The sequence below is a fragment of the Streptomyces sp. genome (assembly GCF_031181555.1).
In the GTDB taxonomy this organism is placed as follows: Bacteria; Actinomycetota; Actinomycetes; order Streptomycetales; family Streptomycetaceae; genus Streptomyces; species Streptomyces fimbriatus.
This window is the reverse complement of record NZ_JAPSKQ010000092.1, coordinates 1-16,582: the sequence shown is the minus strand read 5'-3', so window position 1 is coordinate 16,582 and position 16,582 is coordinate 1. Positions and strand designations below refer to the sequence as shown.

The 16,582-nt window shown below is 68.2% G+C and carries 17 protein-coding genes; 8 read left to right on the top strand and 9 right to left on the bottom strand.

Going from position 1 to position 16,582, the window contains the following annotated elements; translation table 11 throughout:
- Nucleotides 1-126 precede the first annotated feature (126 nt).
- Both trxB and trxA read left to right on the top strand, forming a co-directional pair.
- Entirely contained in the window at nucleotides 127-1,095 is a 969-nt protein-coding gene (gene trxB, locus RIM90_RS19220) for a thioredoxin-disulfide reductase (protein ID WP_309061957.1), read from the top strand.
- Between the two features lie 44 nt (nucleotides 1,096-1,139).
- Complete coding sequence (gene trxA, locus RIM90_RS19215) at nucleotides 1,140-1,472, top strand: thioredoxin (protein ID WP_309061956.1); 333 nt, start codon at nucleotides 1,140-1,142, stop codon at nucleotides 1,470-1,472.
- 87 nt (nucleotides 1,473-1,559) lie between these two features.
- On the opposite strand, the gene RIM90_RS19210 is transcribed toward trxA, so the two are convergent.
- The 9 genes from RIM90_RS19210 to rpmH form a co-directional block, all read right to left on the bottom strand.
- On the bottom strand, nucleotides 1,560-2,177 hold the full coding sequence (locus RIM90_RS19210; RefSeq protein ID WP_309061955.1) for a GNAT family N-acetyltransferase: 618 nt from the start codon (nucleotides 2,175-2,177) through the stop codon (nucleotides 1,560-1,562).
- A gap of 318 nt (nucleotides 2,178-2,495) precedes the next feature.
- Entirely contained in the window at nucleotides 2,496-3,596 is a 1,101-nt protein-coding gene (locus RIM90_RS19205; RefSeq protein ID WP_309061954.1) for a ParB/RepB/Spo0J family partition protein, read from the bottom strand.
- Nucleotides 3,593-4,669 carry a ParA family protein gene (locus RIM90_RS19200; RefSeq protein ID WP_309061963.1) on the bottom strand — a complete coding sequence of 359 codons (1,077 nt, stop codon included), beginning with the start codon at nucleotides 4,667-4,669 and terminating at the stop codon, nucleotides 3,593-3,595. The genes RIM90_RS19205 and RIM90_RS19200 overlap by 4 nt, the downstream gene beginning before the upstream one ends.
- Before the next feature lie 352 nt (nucleotides 4,670-5,021).
- Nucleotides 5,022-5,741 (bottom strand): 16S rRNA (guanine(527)-N(7))-methyltransferase RsmG, encoded by a 720-nt coding sequence (rsmG, locus tag RIM90_RS19195; protein WP_309061953.1) that lies wholly within the window; start codon nucleotides 5,739-5,741, stop codon nucleotides 5,022-5,024.
- Nucleotides 5,742-5,863: 122 nt separating this feature from the next.
- The gene (locus RIM90_RS19190; RefSeq protein ID WP_309061952.1) at nucleotides 5,864-6,376 is read right to left on the bottom strand and encodes a R3H domain-containing nucleic acid-binding protein; all 513 of its coding nucleotides are present in this window, start codon (nucleotides 6,374-6,376) and stop codon (nucleotides 5,864-5,866) included.
- Nucleotides 6,377-6,391: 15 nt separating this feature from the next.
- A complete protein-coding gene (gene yidC, locus RIM90_RS19185; protein WP_309061951.1) occupies nucleotides 6,392-7,660 on the bottom strand; it encodes a membrane protein insertase YidC in 1,269 nt (422 codons plus the stop codon).
- A gap of 3 nt (nucleotides 7,661-7,663) precedes the next feature.
- Nucleotides 7,664-8,038, bottom strand: a complete 375-nt coding sequence (yidD, locus tag RIM90_RS19180; RefSeq protein ID WP_309061950.1) for a membrane protein insertion efficiency factor YidD — start codon at nucleotides 8,036-8,038, stop codon at nucleotides 7,664-7,666.
- The gene (gene rnpA / locus RIM90_RS19175; RefSeq protein ID WP_309061949.1) at nucleotides 8,035-8,406 is read right to left on the bottom strand and encodes a ribonuclease P protein component; all 372 of its coding nucleotides are present in this window, start codon (nucleotides 8,404-8,406) and stop codon (nucleotides 8,035-8,037) included. Before rnpA ends, yidD begins: the two co-directional genes overlap by 4 nt.
- A 21-nt stretch (nucleotides 8,407-8,427) precedes the next feature.
- A complete protein-coding gene (gene rpmH, locus RIM90_RS19170) occupies nucleotides 8,428-8,565 on the bottom strand; it encodes a 50S ribosomal protein L34 (protein ID WP_003956500.1) in 138 nt (45 codons plus the stop codon).
- Between the two features lie 375 nt (nucleotides 8,566-8,940).
- Here rpmH and dnaA point away from each other — a divergent pair, with 375 nt between their 5' ends.
- From dnaA to RIM90_RS19140, 6 genes are all read left to right on the top strand, one after another.
- Nucleotides 8,941-10,884 (top strand): chromosomal replication initiator protein DnaA, encoded by a 1,944-nt coding sequence (dnaA, locus tag RIM90_RS19165; RefSeq protein WP_309061948.1) that lies wholly within the window; start codon nucleotides 8,941-8,943, stop codon nucleotides 10,882-10,884.
- Nucleotides 10,885-11,762: 878 nt separating this feature from the next.
- A complete protein-coding gene (dnaN, locus tag RIM90_RS19160) occupies nucleotides 11,763-12,893 on the top strand; it encodes a DNA polymerase III subunit beta (protein ID WP_081236176.1) in 1,131 nt (376 codons plus the stop codon).
- A 235-nt stretch (nucleotides 12,894-13,128) separates the two neighbouring features.
- Nucleotides 13,129-14,004: a phosphogluconate dehydrogenase (NAD(+)-dependent, decarboxylating) gene (gene gnd, locus RIM90_RS19155; RefSeq protein ID WP_309061947.1), complete on the top strand. Its 876-nt coding sequence runs from the start codon at nucleotides 13,129-13,131 to the stop codon at nucleotides 14,002-14,004.
- A 37-nt stretch (nucleotides 14,005-14,041) separates the two neighbouring features.
- Entirely contained in the window at nucleotides 14,042-15,163 is a 1,122-nt protein-coding gene (gene recF / locus RIM90_RS19150; protein WP_309061946.1) for a DNA replication/repair protein RecF, read from the top strand.
- Nucleotides 15,160-15,714 (top strand): DciA family protein, encoded by a 555-nt coding sequence (locus RIM90_RS19145; protein WP_309061945.1) that lies wholly within the window; start codon nucleotides 15,160-15,162, stop codon nucleotides 15,712-15,714. Before recF ends, RIM90_RS19145 begins: the two co-directional genes overlap by 4 nt.
- A gap of 425 nt (nucleotides 15,715-16,139) precedes the next feature.
- Nucleotides 16,140-16,582, top strand: a 443-nt coding sequence (locus RIM90_RS19140; protein ID WP_309061944.1) for an ATP-binding protein, incomplete at its 3' end; no start/stop codon positions are given.

The following is a 16,582-nucleotide window of genomic DNA, read 5'->3' as shown; positions in this document are numbered from 1 at the left end:
TGACCGTCTTCGTGTGCCCGGGCACAGCGGGAATGCGCGCCCCTTAGGATCCGTTGGGTGGGGTGAGAGTTCCGAAAGAAGCTCCCACCGGTCGAACGACGCAGACCAGAGACGAGGAATCAAGCCGTGAGCGACGTCCGTAACGTGATCATCATCGGCTCAGGGCCCGCCGGCTACACGGCGGCGCTCTACACCGCCCGTGCGTCGCTGAAGCCCCTGGTGTTCGAGGGCGCTGTCACCGCCGGCGGTGCGCTGATGAACACCACCGAGGTGGAGAACTTCCCCGGCTTCCAGGACGGCATCATGGGCCCCGAGCTCATGGACAACATGCGCGCCCAGGCGGAGCGCTTCGGTGCCGAGCTCGTTCCGGACGACGTGGTCGCCGCCGACCTGACCGGTGAGATCAAGACCGTCACGGACACCGCGGGCACGGTGCACAAGGCGAAGGCCGTCATCGTCGCCACCGGCTCGCAGCACCGCAAGCTCGGCCTGCCGAACGAGGACGCCCTCTCCGGCCGTGGTGTCTCGTGGTGCGCCACCTGTGACGGCTTCTTCTTCAAGGACCAGGACATCGCCGTGATCGGCGGTGGTGACACCGCGATGGAGGAGGCCACCTTCCTCTCGCGCTTCGCCAAGTCCGTGACGATCGTCCACCGCCGTGACACCCTGCGCGCCTCCAAGGCGATGCAGGAGCGCGCCTTCGCCGACCCGAAGATCTCGTTCGTCTGGGACAGCGAGGTCGCCGAGGTCCAGGGCGACCAGAAGCTCTCGGGCCTGAAGCTGCGCAACGTCAAGACCGGCGAGCTCTCGGACCTGGCAGTGACCGGCCTGTTCATCGCGATCGGCCACGACCCGCGGACCGAGCTCTTCAAGGGCCAGCTGGAGCTGGACGAGGAGGGTTACCTGAAGGTCGACGCACCCTCGACGCGCACGAACGTCACTGGTGTCTTCGGCGCCGGCGACGTGGTCGACCACACCTACCGCCAGGCGATCACCGCGGCCGGTACGGGCTGTGCCGCCGCGCTCGACGCCGAGCGCTTCCTCGCCGCCCTCGCGGACGGAGAGAAGGCCGAGCCCGAGAAGACCGCTGTCTGATCCCCACCCACCGCCTCACGCATCAACCAGTTAAGGAGCCCGCCGTGGCCGGCACCCTGAAGAATGTGACCGACGACTCCTTCGAGCAGGACGTCCTCAAGAGCGACAAGCCCGTCCTGGTGGACTTCTGGGCCGCCTGGTGCGGTCCGTGCCGTCAGATCGCTCCCTCCCTCGAGGCGATCGCCTCGGAGTACGGGGACAAGATCGAGGTCGTCAAGCTGAACATCGACGAGAACCCGGATACGGCTGCCAAGTACGGCGTCATGTCCATCCCGACTCTGAACGTCTACCAGGGTGGAGAGGTCGCCAAGACCATCGTCGGCGCCAAGCCGAAGGCCGCGATCGTTCGCGACCTCGAGGAGTTCATCGCCGAGTGAGGGCCGACCGTCTCACTGGCGGCGCGTGTTTCACGTGAAACACGAATGGGCCGACCCACATGGGTCGGCCCATTCGCATGAGGTAGCTCAGAGAGGGCGCAGCGCCGGTTCTTTCTGTACAGCTCCGAGCAGCCGGTCCAGCGCCATCTCGACGTCTTCCTTCCAGGAGAGCGTCGTCCTCAGCTCCAACCTCAGCCGGGGGTAGGCAGGGTGCTGGCGGACCGTCTTGAAGCCCACGGCCAGCAGGTGGTCCGCCGGCAGAACGCAGGCGGGTTCCTTCCAGCGGGCGTCGCCGAAGGCCTCGATCGCTTTGAAGCCCCGGCGCAGCAGATCCTTCGCGACTGTCTGCACCATGACCCGGCCCAGCCCTTGTCCTTGGTAGCCCGGCACGATGAACGCGGTGATCAGCTGCACTGCATCGGGCGACACAGGGCTGGTGGGAAACGCCGTGGAGCGTGGCACATAGGCGGGAGGAGCATAAAGAACGAAGCCCACAGGAACGTCATCGACATAGACGACTCTCCCGCAGGACCCCCAGTCCAGGAGAACGGCTGAGATCCACGATTCCTTCTCGAACGCGGATGTGCCCGCCTTTACCGCTGTCTCGCCGCTGACGGGGTCGAGCTCCCAGAAGACACACGAGCGACAGCGCTGGGGGAGGTCCTGAAGGTTGTCCAGCGTGAGCGGTACAAGCCGACGCCCCATGAAAGCTGTTCCTCGCTTCCTTCGCCCGCTGCCTCACGGGCGGCTGTCAGAGCGCTTCGTTCCCTGAGCAGGCTGCCGATGAATCCACCGACGGCACCCACTCCCAGCCCTGCGCTCACCAGTCCGGTGCGGCTCTTCATTCGCATGGCCCCTGCCTTGGTCTCAGAGGTACTGCCGGGTGGGTGCGCCATATCTGAACGCATCGTATCCATGAAGCGATTCCATCAATACCGCCGAAAAGCAAAGGGCGGACCGTGTTCCGGTGCACACCGGACAGGGTCCGCCCTGGTCGGCTGATCACTTGGACCAGCCGAGTGATCAGGACGCGGCGTCCTCGGAGTCGTCGTCCATCAGACTCTTCTGCAGGACAGGGCCCTCACCGGGGGCGAGGGTGCCGAGGATGCGCTCGAGGTCCTCCATGGAGGCGAACTCCACGGTGATCTTGCCCTTCTTCTGGCCCAGGTCGACCTTCACCCGCGTCTCGAAGCGATCCGAAAGACGCGTGGCCAGATCCGTCAGCGCCGGAGAGACCCGGGCACCCGCCCGTGGCCCCTTGGGGCGCTGGGCCTTCTGGGGCCGTGAACCCATCAGCGTGACGATCTCCTCGACAGCCCGCACCGACAGTCCTTCGGCCACGATCCGATGGGCCAGCCGGTCCTGCTCCTCCGAGTCCTCGACGGACAACAGCGCGCGTGCGTGTCCGGCGGAAAGCACCCCGGCGGCGACTCGACGCTGGACGGCCGGCGAGAGCTTCAGCAGACGCAGCGTGTTGGACACCTGCGGACGGGACCGGCCGATGCGGTCCGCCAGCTGGTCGTGCGTGCAGTTGAAGTCCTTCAGCAGCTGGTCGTAGGCGGCGGCCTCTTCCAGCGGGTTCAGCTGAGCACGGTGCAGGTTCTCCAGCAGCGCGTCCAGAAGGAGCTTCTCGTCGTCCGTGGCCCGTACGATCGCCGGAATGGCTTCCAGCCCCGCCTCACGGCAGGCACGCCAGCGGCGCTCACCCATGATGAGCTCATACCGTGCGGGACCCACCTGCCGTACGACGACCGGCTGGAGGAGACCGACCTCCTTGATGGAGGTGATCAGCTCGGACAGCGCATCCTCGTCGAAGACCTCACGCGGCTGCCGAGGGTTCGGGGAGATGGCGTCGAGAGGGATCTCTGCGAAGTGAGCACCGATGGGGGGCGCGGGCGTGATCGAGGCACCGTTCGTCGGCGACTCCTCCGTTTCACGTGAAACAGGCGGCAGCGTGGCCACCTTCGCGGCTGCCACCCCTCGATCGTTCGGCAGCACTGGGACCGCCGCGGGAGACGTCGAAGCGGTGCCCCCCACCGTGGTCGGCGCTACCGCCTTCTCTGTCGGGGCCGCAGGGATCAGTGCGCCAAGACCACGGCCCAGCCCCCTCCGTCGCTCACTCACTGGACGCCCTCCACCATGCTCGGACCGTTCTGCTGTGCGCCGATGTGCGCCTGTGATGCGTCATAGCTGACGCCGACGCCCCTCAACGCGATCTCTCGTGCCGCCTCAAGGTAAGAGAGGGCACCACTCGATCCAGGATCGTAAGTCAGCACCGTCTGCCCATAGCTCGGCGCCTCCGAGATACGGACGGAGCGGGGGATGCTCGTACGCAGCACCTCGTCGCCGAAGTGGGTGCGCACCTCTTCTGCGACCTGCGACGCGAGTCGTGTCCGGCCGTCGTACATGGTGAGCAGGATCGTCGATACGTGCAGCGTCGGATTGAGATGCCCCCGCACCAGATCGACATTGCGCAGCAACTGTCCCAGGCCCTCCAGCGCGTAGTACTCGCACTGAATGGGGATCAGGACCTCCTGGCCCGCCACCAGGGCGTTGACCGTCAGCAGGCCGAGGGAGGGAGGACAGTCGATGAGGATGTAGTCCAGCGGCTGCTCATAGGCCTGGATCGCCCGCTGCAGTCGGCTTTCCCGCGCCACCAGTGACACGAGCTCGATCTCCGCACCGGCAAGATCGATCGTGGCGGGTGCACAGAAGAGCCCTTCGACATCGGGAACCGGCTGGACGATCTCCGCCAGCGGCTTGCTCTCCACCAGCACGTCATAGATGGAAGGGACCTCGGCGTGATGATCGATCCCCAGGGCGGTGGACGCATTGCCCTGGGGGTCGAGGTCGATCACCAGGACACGGCCACCGTGCAGAGCGAGCGAAGCGGCCAGGTTGACGGTGGTCGTCGTCTTACCGACGCCGCCCTTCTGGTTGGCGACCACGATGACGCGGGTCTGCGCGGGCCGTGGCAGGCCCTCACCGGCGCGCCCCAAAGCCTCCACCGCCAACTGGGCAGCACGACCGATGGGAGTGTCGTCCATCGGAGGCGGTGTTTCACGTGAAACATCCGCCCCCGTCGATTCGGTACGGGGACCGGGGACCGGATCGGTCATCGGTCCCGCGATGTTGGCGTCGGACCGCAAGGATTCACTCTCCTCGACTTCAGGCTCGCAATGAACAGAGCCTCCCATGCCTTCGGGGTCGCGAACCAGTGAGGCCTGACGTTCTGTGGAGAAATCCACCTCTGTGGACAACTCCGTGCCCCTCGGGAAGGTCGGTTTCTCGTCGGACACCGGCCCCTCTCCGAGTGAACCGAGAGGCTTACGGTCCCGTGGTTCGGCCGCAGCGCGGCCCCGATTGATGATGCCGTGCAGCAGTGAGCGACGTTTCACGTGAAACACGATGCACAGCGGCCGAGGCCACACTGCCGCGACACTCCGGCATGCATAGGTTTGGCAGCTTGTGTGGAGTACGTCTGGTCCTCAAGGTGGACCGTGCTCTCTCCGTAGACGGATCGCGCCCTGTGTGCGGACGAACCGTGCTCTAGCCACGTCGTCGGCGAGCCCGTCCCGTACGGGCGGCCTTCGCGCGTTTCGCGGCGAACCGCACACCGCCGGGGCTCTCCCCGACCTCGACCCGCACCACGGTGGACATCGGGTCCACGACGCCCTCGCCCACATGGACGATCGATGTCGTCACGGCACCGAGCTTGCTCAGTGCCGTGGCCGCGCTCTTCAGCTCCTCCTCGGCGGTGTCGCCCTTGAGCGCGAGCATCTCTCCGTACGGCCGAAGGAGGGGGATGCCCCAGGTGGCGAGGCGGTCGAGCGGCGCTACGGCTCGTGCCGTCACGACGTGCACCGGAGGCAGCTTCCCCATGACCTCCTCGGCCCGGCCACGCATGACCGTCACATGGTCCAGGCCCAGCAGCTCCACGACCTCGGTCAGGAAAGTGGTACGCCGCAGCAGCGGTTCCAGCAGTGTGATCCTGAGGTCCTCCCGGACCAGCGCCAGCGGAATGCCCGGCAGGCCGGCACCCGAGCCGACGTCGCACACCGTCACCCCCTCCGGTACGACCTCCGAGAGCACCGCACAGTTCAGCAGGTGCCGCTCCCACAAGCGGGGCACCTCGCGCGGACCGATCAGGCCGCGCTGCACGCCCGCCTCGGCGAGCAGCTCCGCATACCGGACCGCGTCCGCGAAGCGATCACCGAATACCTCACGTGCCTGCTCGGGCGCGGGGGGAAGCTCCGCTGCCTCCGTCACGGGGGACCGTCCTTCCGTACCGTGTCGGCACAGGGGGCCGACACCAGAACCACAGAACTATCAGGCTGACAAAGTTCGGCCCCGCCTGCGCTACAGACGGGGCCGGTGGAACGTAGAGCCGATCAGGCAGGAAGTACGACGACGAAGCGCTGCGGCTCCTCGCCCTCGGACTCGCTGCGCAGGCCGGCCGCCTTGACCGCGTCGTGCACGACCTTGCGCTCGAACGGGGTCATCGGGTCGAGCTTCACGGGCTCGCCGCTGCTCTTGGCCTCGGCGACGGCCTTCGCGCCCAGCTCGGACAGCTCCGCGCGCTTCTTGGCGCGGTAACCGGCGATGTCGAGCATGAGGCGGCTGCGGTCCCCGGTCTCCCGGTGCACGGCCAGGCGCGTGAGCTCCTGGAGCGCCTCCAGCACCTCGCCGTCACGCCCGACCAGCTTCTGCAGGTCACGGCTGCCCGTGTCACTGATGATCGAGACGGAGGCACGGTCCGCCTCGACGTCCATGTCGATGTCGCCGTCGAGGTCGGCGATGTCGAGCAGACCCTCCAGGTAGTCCGCCGCGATCTCGCCTTCCTGCTCGAGGCGGGTCAGGGTGTCTGCACCCTCGGCAGCAGCGGAGGTGGTGCCTTCCGTCACGGGATGGACTCCTTCTTACTTCTTGGACGGGGACTTGGGCCGCTGCGGACCCTTGCGCTGCCCGGACTGGGCCTTGCTGCGGGTACTGCCGGCGGGCTTGGCGTTGCCCTTCTTGGCAGCGGCGGCGGGCTTGGTGTCGCTCTGGGGCTCGTCGGCCTTGATCAGCGAGGTGGGCTCACCGGCCGCCTTGGCCGTGCCCGCCTGGCGCTTGGCCTTCGTCTGCCGCTTGGGCTGCTGCCGCCTGGGGGCCCCGGTGGCGGACGTACCGTCCTCGACCTGGGCGGCGGCCGTGGCCTCGCTCTTGATCACCGTGCCGTCGCCCTGGGCCGCGAGTCCCGCCTTGTTCAGGCCGTTGATGAACTTGCGCTCGTACTCGTTGCGGTCCCGGCCCTTGGCGACGATGGCCTTGACGATGGCCCGCTCACGGCGGTTGCGGGTCTTGCCGTGCTTGACGACGTGCTTGGAGAGACGCTCCAGATACGCGGCCTGGGCCTTGGAACCCGGCGTGGGGTTGTTGTGGATGATGTACATCTGCTGGCCCATGGTCCACACGTTGGTGGTCAGCCAGTAGACGAGGACACCGACCGGGAAGTTGATGCCGAAGACGGCGAAGATGACGGGGAAGACGTACATCAGCATCTTCTGCTGCTGCATGAACGGCGTCTTCACCGTGGTGTCGACGTTCTTCGTCATCAGCTGGCGCTGCGTGTAGAACTGCGACAGCGACATCAGAACGATCATGATCGCCGTGACGATACGGACGTCGGTGAGCGAGGAGTTGAGGGCCTCGACCTTGTCCGAGCTGTCCGTGAACTTCGCCGCGAGCGGGGCACCGAAGATGTGGGCCTTCTGCGCACTCTCCAGCAGACGGTCGTTGATCACGCCGACGGTGTCGTTCGACGCGATGCTGTTGAGCACGTGGTACAGGGCGAAGAAGAACGGCGACTGCGCCAGGATGGGAAGGCACGAGGAGAGGGGGTTGGTGCCCGTCTCCTTGTACAGCTTCATCATCTCTTCGGACTGGCGCTGCCGGTCGTTCTTGTAGCGCTCCTGGATCTTCTTCATCTCCGGCTGGAGCGTCTGCATCGCCCGCGTCGCCTTGATCTGCTTCACGAAGAGCGGGATCAGGCAGATACGGATGAGGATCACCAGGGACACGATGGACAGGCCCCAGGCCCATCCGGTGTCAGGCCCGAAGAGGGTGCCGTACACCTTGTGGAACTGGACGATGACCCAGGAGACAGGTGTCGTGATGAAGCTGAAGAGGCTGGCAATCGTGTCCACTAATCATGCTCCTTGGGCATGGGACGAGGTCTCTGCGGCCGGGCTCGAAGGGCTCGTCGGACTGGTGGGAGAAGTCTGTCCTTCGGTGGCCGGTTCGGCGGCGGAGGGCCCGCCCTTGCGTGCACTCCAGGCGTTACGCAGCATTTCGTGCCACCGCGGACGCTTGCGCGGCGGAACATGGTCCACACCGCCCAGCGACCACGGGTTGCACCGCAGGATGCGCCAGGCCGTGAGTGCGGTGCCCTTGACGGCACCGTGCCGGTCGATGGCCGTGTAGCCGTAGTGGGAACACGACGGGTAGTACTTGCACACCGGCCCCAGCAGTGGACTGATCGTCCACTGGTAGATCTTGATCAGAGCCAGCAGCGGGTACTTCATCGCGCGCCCCCTCCCAGTAGCCGCTGCAGGGCGGCGTCCAGGTCTCGGGCCAGCTGTGCATGGTCGGCGTCGCCCGCCGGGGGCAGCGCTCGTACGACTACCAGGCTACCGGGGGGCAGCAGGTCGACTCGCTCGCGCATCAGATGGCGAAGCCTGCGCTTCACCTTGTTGCGCACCACCGCACCGCCCACGGCCTTGCTCACGACGAAACCCGCACGCGTCGGGGGAGCGCTCTCCCCAGGCGCATGCGGGTCCGTGGCACCGCTACGAAGGTGGACGACGAGATGCGGGCGGCCGGCCCGCCGCCCTCGTCGTACCGCGGTCGCGAAGTCCTCGCGCCGCCTCAGCCGGTTCTCGGTGGGCAGCACGACGTCATGACCTGACCGGGATCAGGCGGACAGACGGGCGCGACCCTTGCTGCGGCGGGACGCGAGAATCGCGCGGCCGGCACGGGTGCGCATACGCAGCCGGAAGCCGTGGGTCTTCGCGCGACGACGGTTGTTCGGCTGGAAGGTGCGCTTGCTCACTCGGGGGCTCCAGAAGAAATCGGTGTTTGCGGGGTGCCGTCCTGGCTGTCACCGTGCGCCCACGAGTAGCTCGCGTTACGCCCCAGTGCACCGCTGACCGATCACCTTGCGCGATCTGTGCCCATCGGAGGCAGGCGGCAGCAGCCATCGACAACTCGACCTGGTTACGGTACGCGCGGCTGCGCCATTCGGTCAAACCAGTGGTCCCTGGGGGACACTTGTCCACAGCCTGGGGACAACAACTTGAACCGTACCGGTCGCCCTGACTACCTTGGCTGGACTCCGATTCGTTCCCTTGACCCTCCACCACCCGATTTACATCCCGACCCGTCCCTCGCATCACACGTTCGAGGGGACTGTGAGAGAGCGTGCCCTGTGGCTGACGTACCTGCCGATCTTGCCGCAGTGTGGCCACGCGTACTGGAGCAGCTCCTCGGTGAGGGCCGCGGGCAGGGGGTCGAGAGCAAGGACGAGCACTGGATCCGGCGCTGCCAGCCGCTCGCGCTGGTCGCCGACACCGCACTGCTCGCCGTCCCGAACGAGTTCGCGAAGGGTGTGCTCGAGGGCCGCCTCGCGCCCGTCGTCAGCGAGAGCCTGAGCCGCGAGTGCGGTCGTCCGATCCGGATCGCGATCACCGTCGACGACACCGCCGGCGAACCCCCGGCCCCGCCGGCGCCCCGTCCGCAGCCGCGCTACGAGGAACCGGAACTCCCGGCCGTCCGCCAGGACCGCCCGGACCCCCTGGACCGCCCCGAGCGGCAGGACCGGACGGAACGCGAGCCGTACGAGGGCTACGACGGATACGGCCGCCGCCGTGCCGACCAGCAGCCGGGCCCGTCGGGCGACCAGCTCCCCACCGCCCGGCCCGCCTACCCCTCCGAGTACCAGCGCCCGGAGCCGGGCTCCTGGCCGCGGCCGGCGCAGGACGAGTACGGCTGGCAGCAGCAGCGCCTCGGCTTCCCGGAGCGGGACCCGTACGCCTCACCGTCGCAGGACGCCTACGGCCCGCAGGACGCCTACGGCGGCTCGCCCTCGCAGGACTACCGCCCGCAGCCGATGGAGCGTCCGTCCTACGACCAGCAGCGCTCCGACTACGACGCGTCACGCGGGGACTACGAGCGCGGCGACTACGACCAGCGCGACGCCGTGCGCCGCGAGCTGCCCGAATCGCCCTCCGGCTCCGGGCACGTCCACCGCGGCGGCCCTGTCGGGCCGAACCTGCCCACCACCGGCGCGCCCGGCCCGCTGGCCGCACAGCCCGCGCCGGCGGCCGGCCCCGGCGAGCCGACCGCGCGGCTGAACCCGAAGTACCTGTTCGACACGTTCGTCATCGGCGCGTCCAACCGCTTCGCCCACGCGGCCGCGGTCGCCGTCGCGGAGGCGCCGGCGAAGGCGTACAACCCGCTGTTCATCTACGGGGAGTCCGGGCTCGGCAAGACGCACCTGCTGCACGCGATCGGGCACTACGCGCGGAGTCTCTATCCGGGTACGCGCGTGCGGTACGTGAGCTCGGAGGAGTTCACCAACGAGTTCATCAACTCCATCCGTGACGGCAAGGGCGACAGCTTCCGCAAGCGCTACCGCGAGATGGACATCCTGCTCGTCGACGACATCCAGTTCCTGGCGGACAAGGAGTCGACGCAGGAGGAGTTCTTCCACACCTTCAACACGCTCCACAACGCCAACAAGCAGATCGTGCTGTCCAGCGACCGGCCGCCCAAGCAGCTGGTGACGCTGGAGGACCGGCTGCGGAACCGTTTCGAGTGGGGCCTGATCACCGATGTCCAGCCGCCGGAGCTGGAGACGCGCATCGCGATCCTGCGCAAGAAGGCGGTGCAGGAGCAGCTGAACGCCCCGCCGGAGGTGTTGGAGTTCATCGCCTCCCGGATCTCACGGAACATCCGCGAACTGGAGGGCGCGCTGATCCGGGTGACGGCGTTCGCCTCGCTCAACCGGCAGCCGGTGGACCTCGGGCTGACCGAGATCGTCCTGAAGGACCTGATCCCCGGGGGCGACGACTCGGCCCCGGAGATCACCTCGACGGCCATCATGAGCGCGACCGCCGACTACTTCGGGCTCACGGTCGAGGACCTGTGCGGCACCTCGCGCGGGCGCGCGCTGGTGACCGCCCGGCAGATCGCCATGTACCTGTGCCGGGAGCTGACGGACCTGTCCCTGCCGAAGATCGGCGCGCTGTTCGGCGGGCGCGACCACACGACGGTGATGCACGCCGACCGGAAGATCCGCAATCTGATGGCCGAGCGGCGCTCCATCTACAACCAGGTCACCGAGCTCACCAACCGCATCAAGGCCGGCTGAGTCCTTCCTGCCGCCGCGCAGACACCCGAGGGCGTCCCCGGAGCACATCCTGGGGCGCCCTTCCGTTTGCCGTCGGCACGGCCGGCAGCCGTCCGCTGTTCGATTACGCGGCCGGGTTACGGCCGTCCTCCACAGATTCGGTGACTTTTTCCCGTCCACATGCTGGGGACCGCGAAGTTATCCCGATGCTGTCCACAGCGCCCTCTGTGGAGACGCCATCAGGCCAGGTCAGCCCGCTGTGGATTCGTGGACGAACGATCTCCACAGGCTGTGGACAGAGCGATGACCCACCGTCCGTGCATCAGGTTGTCCACGGGGAACCCACAGGTCGGAGCCGGTTGTCCCCAGCGATCACCGTCTTCTCCACATGTCTGTCCACTGTTCGGCAACGTGACGTGCGTCCTCACCGCATCGAGTGAAAGGCGTCACATCGAGGTACCGCAGGGGCCTGTGGGAAAGACTGCCAAAGCTGGGGACGGCTCTGGGGAGAACTCGGCCCGACCTGTGCACGGAGTGTGCAGAACTTTCCGTTCTCCACAGAGACGCCCGGTTGTCCACTACCTCGGCCCACAGGCCCGGTGGATAAAATCACCGCGCTGAGCTGGGGAAACAGGGTTATCCACGGTATCCACAGGCCCTACTACTACTCCCGACCAGAGAGAGCGGGGAATTCGTTTCGAAGGGGGCCCTGTGCACAACTCGCCGTTCCGACCCCGGCTGCCACTCGTCACGACTTGACCCCGAGGGGCGCCTACTGTCAGTGCGGTGCGTCAGACTGGTCCCCGGTGTCCTTCCCTCCACAGGGGCCGACGACACCGAGTCAGACGACGAGAGCCAGGCAGGGCGAGAAGCGCCGGCAACAGCAGGAGGCGGCAACAGTGAAGATCCGGGTGGAACGCGACGTACTCGCGGAGGCAGTGGCCTGGGCGGCGCGCAGCCTCCCGGCCCGTCCGCCGGCCCCTGTCCTCGCCGGCCTGCTGCTGAAGGCCGAGGACGGCCAGCTGAGCCTGTCCAGCTTCGACTACGAGGTCTCCGCGCGGGTGTCGGTCGAGGCGGAGGTCGAGGAAGAGGGCACCGTCCTGGTCTCCGGCCGCCTGCTCGCCGACATCTCCCGCGCCCTCCCCAACCGGCCGGTGGAGATTTCCACAGACGGTGTACGGGCGACGGTGGTGTGCGGCTCCTCGCGGTTCACCCTCCACACACTGCCTGTGGAGGAGTACCCGGCCCTGCCCCAGATGCCGAACGCGACGGGCACGGTCCCCGGCGAGGTCTTCGCCTCCGCCGTGCAGCAGGTCGCCATCGCGGCCGGCCGCGACGACACGCTGCCCGTGCTCACCGGTGTGCGCATCGAGATCGAGGGCGACACCGTGACGCTGGCCTCCACCGACCGCTACCGCTTCGCGGTCCGCGAGTTCCTGTGGAAGCCGGAGAACCCGGACGCCTCCGCGGTCGCCCTGGTGCCCGCCAAGACGCTTCTGGACACCGCCAAGGCGCTGACCAGCGGTGACCAGGTGATCCTGGCGCTGTCCGGCTCGGGCGCGGGCGAGGGTCTGATCGGTTTCGAGGGTGCGGGCCGCCGTACCACCACGCGGCTGCTGGAGGGCGACCTCCCGAAGTACCGCACGCTGTTCCCGACCGAGTTCAACAGCGTCGCCGTGATCGAGACCGCCCCCTTCGTGGAGGCCGTCAAGCGCGTGGCCCTGGTGGCCGAGCGCAACACCCCGGTGCGGCTGAGCTTCGAGCAGGGCGTGCTCATCCTGGAGGCCGGTTCCAGTGACGACGCACAGGCTGTGGAAAGGGTGGACGCCCAGCTCGAGGGCGACGACATCTCGATCGCCTTCAACCCGACCTTCCTGCTGGACGGCCTGAGCGCCATCGACTCCCCGGTGGCCCAGCTGTCGTTCACCACGTCCACCAAGCCCGCGCTCCTCAGCGGCAGGCCCGCGGTGGACGCGGAGGCGGACGAGGCCTACAAGTACCTGATCATGCCGGTGCGGCTCAGCGGCTGACCTCGTTCCCGTCCGTCCACAGCTGTGCACAGCGCTTCCGGGTACGGTCCGGCGGTCGATCGGATCGGGCCGGACCCCGGAAGCGGCTGTGGAGGAAACCGCAGGTGGGGTGTGCGTATGAGCGCGTATGCCCACAGATGTGCGTGAGCGTCCGGGTTTAGGCTCTGGGCGGGTACGTAAGTGCCGCGGCACGGCCGTGCCGCCACGTCACGTCGCAACCTAAGGAACACAACTGATGGAGCTCGGTCTCGTCGGCCTCGGCAAGATGGGCGGCAACATGCGCGAGCGGATCCGCCGCGCGGGCCACACCGTCTTCGGATACGACCGCAACCCGGACCTCGCCGATGTCCACAGCCTGGAAGAGCTTGTGGGCAAGCTCAAGGGCCCGCGTGTGGTGTGGGTGATGGTCCCGGCCGGCGAGCCCACCCAGTCCACCATCGACGCGCTCGCCGAACTGCTCGAGCCCGGCGACGTCGTCGTGGACGGCGGCAACTCCCGCTGGACGGACGACGAGAAGCACGCGGAGGAGCTGGCGGCCAAGGGCATAGGCTTTGTGGACTGCGGCGTCTCCGGCGGCGTCTGGGGGCTGGAGAACGGCTACGCGCTGATGTACGGCGGCGACAAGGAGAACGTCGCCAAGGTGCAGCCGATCTTCGACGCCCTCAAGCCGGAGGGCGACTTCGGCTCGGTGCACGCGGGCAGGGTCGGCGCCGGCCACTTCGCGAAGATGGTCCACAACGGCATCGAGTACGCCATGATGCAGGCCTACGCCGAGGGCTGGGAGCTGCTGGAGAAGGTCGACTCGGTGACCGACGTCCGGGAGGTGTTCCGCTCCTGGCAGGAGGGCACCGTCATCCGCTCCTGGCTGCTCGACCTGGCGGTGAACGCCCTCGACGAGGACGAGCACCTGGACGGGCTCCGGGGTTATGCACAGGACTCCGGTGAGGGACGCTGGACCGTGGAGGCCGCCATCGACAACGCGGTCCCGCTGCCGGCGATCACCGCCTCGCTGTTCGCGCGGTTCGCCTCCCGTCAGGAGGACTCGCCGCAGATGAAGATGATCGCGGCGCTGCGCAACCAGTTCGGCGGCCACGCGGTCGAGAAGAAGTAAGCAACACCCGAAGGCTGGGGAGGCCGGCGAAACGACCATGCACGTCACGCATCTGTCGCTGGCCGACTTCCGTTCCTATCCCCGGGTCGAGGTCCCGCTCGACCCGGGGGTGACGGCCTTCGTCGGGCCCAACGGGCAGGGCAAGACCAACCTCGTCGAGGCGGTCGGCTACCTCGCCACCCTGGGCAGTCACCGCGTCTCCTCCGACGCCCCGCTGGTCCGCATGGGCGCCGACCGCGCGATCATCCGCGCCCAGGTCCGCCAGGGCGAGCGGCAGCAGCTGGTCGAGCTGGAGCTGAACCCGGGCCGCGCCAACCGCGCCCGCATCAACAGGTCGTCGCAGGTCAGGCCCCGTGACGTGCTCGGCATCGTCCGGACGGTCCTCTTCGCCCCCGAGGACCTCGCCCTGGTCAAGGGCGACCCCGGTGAACGGCGCCGTTTCCTGGACGAGTTGATCACCGCGCGCTCCCCGCGCATGGCCGGCGTCCGCTCCGACTACGACCGGGTGCTCAAGCAGCGCAACACCCTGCTGAAGTCGGCCGCGCTGGCCCGCCGGCACGGCGGCCGCACCATGGACCTGTCCACCCTCGACGTGTGGGACCAGCACCTCGCGCGCGCGGGCGCCGAACTCCTCGCCCAGCGGCTGGACCTGATCACCGCGATCCAGCCACTGGCCGACAAGGCGTACGAACAGCTCGCCCCCGGCGGCGGACCGGTCTCCCTGGAGTACAAGCCCTCCGCGCCCGGTGAGGCCCACACGCGCGAGGACCTGTTCGAGCAGCTGACGGCCGCCCTCGCCGAGGCCCGCAAGCAGGAGATCGAGCGGGGCGTCACCCTGGTCGGCCCGCACCGTGACGACCTGCTGCTCAAGCTGGGCCGGCTGCCCGCCAAGGGCTACGCCTCCCACGGAGAGTCATGGTCCTACGCGCTGGCGTTGCGCCTGGCCTCCTACGACCTGCTGCGGGCCGAGGGCAACGAGCCGGTGCTGGTGCTCGACGACGTCTTCGCCGAGCTGGACACGCGCCGCCGGGAGCGTCTCGCCGAGCTGGTCGCGGCCGGCGAGCAGGTCCTGGTGACCGCGGCCGTCGACGACGACGTGCCCCATGTGCTGTCGGGGACGCGGTTCACGGTGGCGGAAGGGACGGTGGAGCGCGTATGAGCGAATCCGGCACACCCGGCCGCGCAGCCGGAAACACGCCCGGGAAGGTCCCCGAGCCGTCCGGCGTCGACCTGGCGCGCGTGGCGCTGCGGGCGGCCCGGGAGGCGGCACGCGCGCGTGGGGACGCGACGCGGCAGAAGAAGCAGGCCCGGTACGGCGGTCTGCGCTCGGGTGCGCGCGCCGACCGGCGCGACCCCATGGCGCTCGGCGCGGCGATCAACCGCCTGCTGTCCGAGCGCGGCTGGGAGGCCCCGGCCGCGGTGGGCGGGGTGATGGGGCGCTGGCCCGAGATCGTCGGCGAGGACGTGGCCAAGCACTGCGAGCCGGAGCGGTACGACGAGGACGAGCGGGTGCTGGTCGTGCGCTGCGACTCCACGGCCTGGGCGACGAATCTGCGGCTCCTCGCCCCGACCCTGGTGGCCCGCCTCAACGAGGACCTCGGCCACGGCACCGTGAGGCTGATCAAGGTCAACGGTCCCGGTGGTCCCGCCCGCCGCTACGGCCCGCTGCGCGCCCCCGGAAGCACGGGTCCCGGGGACACGTACGGGTGAGCGGAGGCCGTTTTCCGGCTCCGCGACCCCACGTGATCGACATCACATCAGAGCTTCTCAGCGGTCGGTTCGTGCCGTCGACGACCGGCTCGTCGCGCGACCGTACAGGGGTGCGAATCGCCACCTGACTCCAAAGTAGCCATGGGTTGACGCCTCGAAGCGCTGAGTGCCCTCGTGAGCGTCTTGGGGCCCCCATCCGCATATCGGGAGTCGGACGAGACCGGTTGAGGGCGGCACATGAGGACTCAGGTACCGGCAAACCCCCATCAGTGTCAGTGCTACCGGTAGACTGGAAGACAATCCCGCCCCACTCGTGGGGACCGTCCGGGAAAAGCTGAGCAACGCTGATCAAGGCTTACCAACGCAACATGCCGCAGCCGCTCCGGCAAACCTCCCCCGAGGGGGCACCTCCAGGAGCCCGGCTCGTGCTGTGCCAGAAAGGGCGCTTCGTGGCCGATTCCGGCAACCCCAACGAGAACATCCCGTCCACCGACACCGGCGTGAACAGCGAGGCCACCACCTCGGGCAGCGAGGTCACCGCCTCGTACGACGCCAGTGCCATCACCGTCCTCGAGGGTCTGGACGCGGTCCGCAAGCGACCCGGCATGTACATCGGCTCGACCGGCGAGCGCGGACTGCACCACCTCGTGTACGAGGTCGTCGACAACTCCGTCGACGAGGCGCTGGCCGGCCACGCGGACACCATCGACGTGACGATCCTCGCCGACGGCGGCGTCCGCGTCGTCGACAACGGCCGTGGCATCCCCGTGGGCATCGTGCCCTCCGAGGGCAAGCCGGCCGTCGAGGTCGTGCTGACGGTGCTGCACGCGGGCGGCAAGTTCGGCGGCGGCGGTTACGCGGTCTCCGG

Excerpts from the sequence above, each read along its gene's own strand:
- RIM90_RS19210 (WP_309061955.1), bottom strand. The coding sequence starts at position 2,177 with ATGGGGCGTCGGCTTGTACCGCTCACGCTGGACAACCTTCAGGACCTC.
- RIM90_RS19200 (WP_309061963.1), bottom strand. The coding sequence starts at position 4,669 with ATGGGAGGCTCTGTTCATTGCGAGCCTGAAGTCGAGGAGAGTGAATCC.
- yidD (WP_309061950.1), bottom strand. The coding sequence starts at position 8,038 with ATGAAGTACCCGCTGCTGGCTCTGATCAAGATCTACCAGTGGACGATC.
- gnd (WP_309061947.1), top strand. The coding sequence starts at position 13,129 with ATGGAGCTCGGTCTCGTCGGCCTCGGCAAGATGGGCGGCAACATGCGC.
- recF (WP_309061946.1), top strand. The coding sequence starts at position 14,042 with ATGCACGTCACGCATCTGTCGCTGGCCGACTTCCGTTCCTATCCCCGG.
- RIM90_RS19145 (WP_309061945.1), top strand. The coding sequence starts at position 15,160 with ATGAGCGAATCCGGCACACCCGGCCGCGCAGCCGGAAACACGCCCGGG.